The organism is Methanocalculus sp., assembly GCF_030651615.1.
Classification (GTDB): domain Archaea; phylum Halobacteriota; class Methanomicrobia; order Methanomicrobiales; family Methanocorpusculaceae; genus Methanocalculus.
Window position 1 is genome coordinate 1 of the sequence record NZ_JAUSCG010000009.1, and the last position, 7303, is coordinate 7303.

General features: G+C 50.7%; 7 protein-coding genes. 5 read left to right on the top strand and 2 right to left on the bottom strand.

Annotation, left to right across the window (positions count from 1 at the left end; all coding sequences use genetic code 11):
* Positions 1-644 (top strand): LarC family nickel insertion protein (locus Q7V06_RS00335; protein ID WP_304836398.1); only part of this gene is annotated, 644 nt, incomplete at its 5' end.
* Entirely contained in the window at positions 626-1300 is a 675-nt protein-coding gene (gene radB / locus Q7V06_RS00340; RefSeq protein ID WP_304836401.1) for a DNA repair and recombination protein RadB, read from the top strand. The genes Q7V06_RS00335 and radB, both read left to right, overlap by 19 nt.
* 47 nt (positions 1301-1347) lie before the next feature.
* Here the strand turns inward: radB and dapF are convergent, their stop codons facing one another.
* Both dapF and Q7V06_RS00350 read right to left on the bottom strand, forming a co-directional pair.
* Positions 1348-2172 carry a diaminopimelate epimerase gene (dapF, locus tag Q7V06_RS00345; protein WP_304836404.1) on the bottom strand — a complete coding sequence of 275 codons (825 nt, stop codon included), beginning with the start codon at positions 2170-2172 and terminating at the stop codon, positions 1348-1350.
* 74 nt (positions 2173-2246) lie between these two features.
* Positions 2247-3203, bottom strand: a complete 957-nt coding sequence (locus Q7V06_RS00350; RefSeq protein ID WP_304836407.1) for a ribose 1,5-bisphosphate isomerase — start codon at positions 3201-3203, stop codon at positions 2247-2249.
* 42 nt (positions 3204-3245) lie between these two features.
* On the opposite strand from Q7V06_RS00350, the gene Q7V06_RS00355 reads away from it, so the two are divergent.
* Genes Q7V06_RS00355 through Q7V06_RS00365 form a run of 3 tightly spaced genes read left to right on the top strand, consistent with a single transcriptional unit; the run spans position 3246 to position 7283 of the window.
* Complete coding sequence (locus Q7V06_RS00355) at positions 3246-4085, top strand: HAD family hydrolase (RefSeq protein WP_304836410.1); 840 nt, start codon at positions 3246-3248, stop codon at positions 4083-4085.
* Positions 4086-4132: 47 nt separating this feature from the next.
* Positions 4133-5749, top strand: a complete 1617-nt coding sequence (gene atwA, locus Q7V06_RS00360; RefSeq protein ID WP_304836412.1) for a methyl coenzyme M reductase system, component A2 — start codon at positions 4133-4135, stop codon at positions 5747-5749.
* Between the two features lies 1 nt (position 5750).
* Positions 5751-7283: a methanogenesis marker 3 protein gene (locus Q7V06_RS00365; protein WP_304836415.1), complete on the top strand. Its 1533-nt coding sequence runs from the start codon at positions 5751-5753 to the stop codon at positions 7281-7283.
* The last annotated feature ends 20 nt before the right edge of the window (positions 7284-7303 follow it).

The window sequence follows — 7303 nt, forward strand, 5'->3', positions numbered from 1 at the left end:
AGACCGGAGAGCTGGTCACGCCGACAGGAGCAGCACTCCTCGCAGAGTTCTCTTCATCATTTCCAAAAGGCGGGTCGGACGGCCGGATCAGATCAATCGGATATGGTGCAGGCACCCGCAATCCGGAGGACCGGCCAAATGTCCTCCGTGTGATGGTGATGGAAGCGGAGGGTGAAAATGGATTCATCGATATCCTCGAGACGAATGTGGATGATGTTGATGGTGAGGTGATAGCAGCAGTGATCGCCCGCCTTCACCGTGAAGGTGCCCGCGATGCCTCGGCCATTCCGATCATCATGAAGAAAGGCAGGCCCGGCCACCTCATCCGGGTCATCTGCCGCCGGGAGGACTCAAAAAGACTTGCATTCATCCTGGCAAAGGAGCTTGGAACCCTGGGGGTCCGGTGCATTCCATCTGTTCACCGGTTCATTGCAGACCGGAGGATTATCACCGTCAGGATACCTGAGGGTGATGAGATCGGAGTTAAGATAGGGTCATGGCAGGGGGAGATAATCTCTGTTAAGGCTGAATCTGATGCAGTCCTCGCTGCCGCAGAGCGGCATGGCATCCCCATACGTGAGGTGAAACGGCTAGCAGAAGATGCAGCTCGTAGGGAGTTACAAGGGTGGATCTCGGACGCGTAAGCACAGGAAGTTCTGACCTTGACCGAATTCTTGGCGGAGGTCTTGAACGGCAGATGATCACGCAGATCTATGGTGAACCGGGGAGCGGCAAGAGCACCCTTGCGATAATGGCTGCAGTCTCAGCACTGAAAGAAGGAACAGGCGTCATCTTCTTCGATACCGAGGGGTTCTCCCCGGACCGTTTTATTCAGATATCAGGAGGAGAAGAGGCGGCACCCGATCTCGCCGGACGGCTCTACCTGTATGAACCTGTAGATTTCGCCGAGCAGGGTCTGATGATCCAGGAGTCACAGAAACTCTTTGCCAAAAAGACGATCGGGCTCATTGTGATGGATTCGGCAACCGCACTCTACCGGTCCGAACTTGAGAGGCGCGGGGATGTACAGAGGATGCTTGGCCGCCAGATGATCGATATCCTCTCAATTGCACGAAAGAACAATGTACCTGTTCTGATCACAAATCAGGTCTATATGGACCCGGCAACAGACGGATTCTTCGGCCTCGGAGGAACAACCCTCTCACATATCTCAAAGGCAATCATTAAGATTGAACGCAGAAACGGAGCGCGCCGTGCAGTTGTTATGAAACACCGGTCACGCCCTGAAGGAGAATCGTTTGATTTTGTCATCACCGGAGATGGCATCCGGGGGTGCTGAAACGAGAAATAGGTGATTTTGGTCTTCTAAGGAGAGACCACTCTTCTTCAGAGCTGAAGAAGACCGATGAAGACCGACTCTGCAGGGCCCGTCATCGTCACTTCATCCCCGATCACAATCCGGAGGGGGCCGCCTTTCGTCTCTACAAGAATATCTTTTCCCGTATAGCCAAGTTTGTGTGCAACCGCTGCTGATGCTGTTGCTCCTGTTCCGCATGACCAGGTCTCACCCTCAACACCCCGTTCAAATGTCCTGATCCGAAGAGTATTCTCCGAAACCTTCTCAACGAAGTTGACATTTGCACCTTTTGGAAATGTCGGGTGGTTTCTGATAACCGGCCCGAGTGTAAGGGGATCGATTGCTCCGATCTCATCTACAAAGACCACTGCATGAGGAACACCGGTATTGACTGCATACACCTGGTATGTCCCAATCTCTTCTGAGTACTCAGAGTCAGCATCACCGGTCGCCGGGATCGCACCCCGTGCAAATGCAGGTGTGGGCATCGTGATCACTGCAAAGAATTCACCGGCATGATAACCTGACTTCACCGGCATGATACCGGCAAGCGTCTCAACAGTGCATTCTTCCTTTACGTACTCTCTGTCAAATGCATATCGCACCAGACAGCGGATGCCGTTTCCACACATCTCTGCCTCGGACTCATCCGGCTGGAAGAGTCGCATCCGGACATCCGCCTGTTCTGACTTTGAGATGAAGAGGACACCATCCCCTCCAATTCCAAACCTGCGATCGCAGAAGAGCATCGCAAACTTCGGCTTCATCTCTTCGGGAATGACTTCATTCTCCATCTCGTTGATAAGGATGAAATCATTTCCATTTCCCTGTAATTTTACAAATTCAATACCCATGAAAAAACTCCTCATTCATCTTGCACGTCAAAGAGAAAAATGTATTACCCTGGTTTTATTGATAAAGCTCATTCCTAATCAGCCCTGCCGATCCGGAAAATCTCTTCAAACATCGAGATATTCCATCCAAGATGGTCACGGATGATAGAAGGTGCTGCTTGCGGAGGTATCACACCGACCTCGGTTACGATGAGATCGATATATTCTGCCGGTGTCAGATCAAAGACCGGATTACGCACCCTGACATACGGGAGCTTGTCTGCGATCTCATCAGGCAGCACCTCGGATCCCGGCCGTTCCTCGATTCTGATCTCTTCACCCATCATTGTCCTTGGGGCAAACTTGTACGTCTCAGCCGCGATGATCATCTTCGTCCGTGCCTCATGTGCAGAGAGTGCAATCTGGGAGGTGCCGATCTTATTGATCACATCCCCATTTGCATAGACCGCATCAGCTCCTGCTATCGCAAGATCCATATCGTTGATGAACGCACGTACAGCCGAATCAACGATATAATGTGTCGGGATCTCATGGCTGTTGAGCACATCGATCGTGAGACGACCCTGGTTCCACGGCCTCACCTCGGTGGCAAAGACCTCGATTTCTTTTCCCTGCCGCTTCGCTTCAATGATACAGGCAAGTGCTGCTTCAGAATTGCAATGGGTGAGGATGCAGTCACCATCCCCGATCTGGTTTGCCCCCATCACAGCAATCCGCCGGACTGCCATCTCAGATGATTCGATGAACGCCTCGGCATTTGTGATGACAATACTGCGCGCGTCCTCGACCCCTGTCACACTTTTCAGATCCCGCATCACAGCATGAATAGCATTAGGAAGCGAGACTGCAGTTGGTCTTGTTGCATTGAGAAGATCCGCAGCGCGATTCATCTCAATCAGAAAATTATCATAGTCCTGTGACCTCAGAGCCATTGCATGATCACGAAGAGCAGCAGCAGCAGCCCTTGCAATACGCCCTGCACCCCGGATCTTCATCGACCGGATCGCATCTGCTGTGATTGGTAGTGACATATATGACAGTTACTTGATAAGAGAGATATTAAGAAGTACATCATGACGATCGCAGTAGTCTTTGACAGCGCCGGTACACTTCTCAGGACCTATCGGGTGGTAAAGGATATCAGAGAAGAAACCATCCGGAAAGATATCGAGACAACGACACTGACATTTCATGACGCCGATCGTATCCTCGTCCTCATCAACGTACATTCCCAGGAGGTTATGAAGGCAGATCCCTGCCAGCTCCTCTCAGAGTTCCTCATCGAACATAGGATTGATTTTGGGATCTCATGTGGCAGGCGGGTGATCACACAGGAAGAGGTGGCAGGCATTCTCTATCATGAGAATGGAGCATGCGTCGGAGACCTTCAGGATACAATCCGCGATGTCTGGATTCGGTGTAGTCAGATTAAACCGATTATGGCAATTAATTCAGGCGTGATCCTAAACCTCAGAACCCGCTCGATCGAGTATACTATCACTGCAGGGGGCAGCCCCTTTCCGGGTGCAAAAGAGACGATCACCCGGCTTCACCAGATGGGGGTTGCCACTTTTATTGCTTCCGGAGATCGGGGATCCAAACTCGAAAGGATGGGAGATTTCCTCGGAATCCCGCATGATAGGATCTATGGTGTTGCAACACCGACGATGAAGGCGGAGATAGTCAAGGAGCTCAAGCAGGTATATACAACGGTTCTGATGGTAGGAGATGGGATCAATGATCTTCGGGCGATGAGGGAAGCCGATATCGCCATACTCTCTGAGCAACAGCCGGGGGAGCGAATCGAGGCGCTCAAAACTGCAGCAGACTACACAATAAAAGAAGTATATGAGGTAATATCCATCATTGAAGGGATTATACGCTCGGATCAGGAGAAGAATGTCCCCATATAAAGACTAATATGCCACTTCTTCTACATACTACTTCAAGAGGCTGCTTTATGAAACCATTCATCTCTGTCGAAAACCTCTGCATGGACTTTAATGGCACGAGGGTACTTAAAAATATTAATCTCGAAATAGAAGAGGGAGAGACGGTCGGAATCATCGGAAGGAGTGGTGCCGGAAAGACCGTACTCATCCATCTTATTCGTGGGATTGATCAGCCCCCGACTTCAGGCAGGATTATTTATCATATCTCAATCTGTGATACGTGCGGTCGAATCGAACTCGGAAGTGCCGCCAATTCCCCTTGCAAGCGCTGCTCCGGCGGAACACTGAAGTTAAAAGATGTAGATTTATGGGGCGAGGACGATAGCGTCAGACGTCATCTTATGCAGAGAACCGCCATCATGTTCCAGCGGACCTTTGCTCTCTACGGCAATGATCGTGTCATCGAAAATGTCCTCCGGGCACTTGAAGATACCGGGTATCCTTCAGGAAAGGCGGTTTCACGCGCCGCAGATCTCCTTGATGAAGTCCGCCTTTCTCACCGGATGATGCATATTGCCCGTGATCTCTCGGGAGGAGAGAAGCAGCGGGTCGTTCTTGCGCGCCAGCTGGCAAAGGAGCCATTCCTTCTCTTTGCAGATGAACCAACAGCAACCCTTGATCCGAAGATGGCACGGGTCGTTCACGAGATGTTAAAAAGTGCGGCAAGCTCCTCTTCAATGGGAATGATCATCACCTCCCACTTCGCACAGGCGATTGAAGATGTATCGGACCGTGCAATCCTCATCGCTGATGGTGAGATCACTGCGATCGGAGCTCCCCGGGATGTTATTGCCACCTTCATGAAAGATCATCATGATGAAGAGGTCTTTGCCATACCAAAGCTTGGCAAGACACTGATTCGTTGTGAGAATCTCAAGAAGCGGTACATCTCTGTTGATAGAGGCGTTATCCGTGCAGTCGATGGTGTGGACTTTGAGATCGCTGAGAAGGAGATCTTTGGAATTATCGGAACGAGTGGTGCAGGTAAAACAACACTATCCCGTATTATTTCTGGAATACTTGAGCCAACAAGCGGAAAACTAGAGATTCAGATCGGGGATGACTGGGTTGACATGACAAAACCCGGATTCCAGTTTCGCGGGCGTGCCAAGATGTACATCGGCCTTCTCCATCAGGAGTACGATCTCTTCCCCCACAGAACCGTCCTCGATAATCTTACAGACTCAATAGGCCTTGAATTTCCAAAGGAGCTTGCTATCAGGAAAGCGATGATCACCCTTAAGATGGCAGGCTTCACCGAAGAGAAGGGTCGTGGAATCCTCAACCGGTTCCCAAATACCCTCTCTGAAGGTGAGCGGCATCGTGTCGCCCTTGCACAGGTGATGATTCGTGAACCAAGGATCATCATACTTGATGAGCCGACCGGGACGATGGACCCTATCACCAAAATTGATGTCAAACACTCCATCCTCCATTCCCGTGAAGAGATGGATGAGACATTTGTCATTGTCTCGCATGACATGGAGTTTGTAACAGAGATCTGTGATCGATGTGCGCTGATGCGTGGCGGTAAGATCGTTTCGATCGGACCGACACAGGAGATCATGGATCTTCTCACCGCAGAAGAACGGGATATTATGAGCAGGGCAATAAAGGGAGAATAATATGATCAGCGTCACTCTGGATGGTACTATAGTCCAGGCAGATGACGGCTCCTGTCTGAAAGACATCCTCCCAAATCATAATCCTACCCTTTCTATTGCGATAATTCGTCCAGGAGTCGTCTCAGAAGAGGCGACCCGCCAGTATCGTATCATCACAACATCTGGTGAGTTCGTTATTGAGATTCCTGATGTCAGAGTGACACTCCCTGATCCGGGAGATCCCACGTTCAATACGTCCATTCACTGGTCAGACCGGTATGCAGCCGCTTTTGGCCCTTTTCCCGCTGATTTTCAGCCTGCCAGGGCCCCTTCACGATATGCACGGGGAGATGTACTCATCGGGTGCGGCGGATATGACAAAAAACGCTCCTACCTGATCATATCACGTCAGGAACATCAGGCTGATCACGGATCTGAGACCGGGGGCGGTATCATCGGGCGAGTGATCGCAGGGCGCGGTGTGATCGACAGGCTTGTGATCGGAGATCAGATCACAAAGATCGAGAGGATGATAAGTTGGGCAGATTCCACCCATACAGTCACAACAACTGATCTCTCCCTTCCACTTGAGGACGGCATGGAGATCATCACCCATATCAACATTCATGTCGACGGGTATTCCGATTCTTCAATTGATACCGGCATTGCCAGATCCGCAGAGCACCTCCTCTTCAGTCTGAAGAGCGGTATCTTCTATGCAGAGCGCACGACCTCGACCCATTGCATGGATGCACACCTTGGTCCCCTTGATGTCCCCCAGGAACAGAAACGCCCGAGGCGTGAAGGGGCAGTCACCATCAGAACGAAAGGCAAGCAATCGGGTGCAATCTACCTCTATCGTGAGGATGTAGCAACAAGCCCCTACCATACAGTCGTCGGGCAGGTGACCCATGGTATCGAGCTCGTTCGGCTGATTCAACAGGGCACCGCATGTGCCGTTATCACAGAACCTGTTGGTATTGACCTCCGGGGCATGCACCTTAAGGATGCGATTGCAGCTGCTATGGAGCGGGGAATAGAGGTTCATGCCGATACTGAAGAAGTAAGTGAAGACAGGGTTGTCATCCATCAGGATCCGGAGACGACTCTTGAAGTACTCTCTGAAAAGCAGGTCCGTCTTACTACGATGAAGAACGAGGATGTCATCGACATCTCACTTGATGAACGGAACGCTTCACGAACCGTCGATATCTTCAGAAGGTTCACAGGGCTGAAACTCTATTCGGTCGGTATGCTCCCTTTCTTCTTCACCTTTGACGATGTCTGGCTCTTTGAACCTGAGATTCCTGAACGGATCAATATTATCCCGGAGAATACACCAACCGGCACAGTTCCGGCTCAGGCACTTGGGATGACGAATGCCTCCCGCCGTGGTGCAGGGCTTATCGGAGTCCGCATTTCAGAAAATGCTGAATTTGGTCCTACCGGAGAGCCCTTTGAAGGTACAAATATCATTGGAAGGGTCATTGATGTTGAGAAGCTGAAAAAATTCAAAGAAGGTGAGATCATCTATATCAGGGAGGTGAAGGAATGAAGGAGTACATACCGGAATAT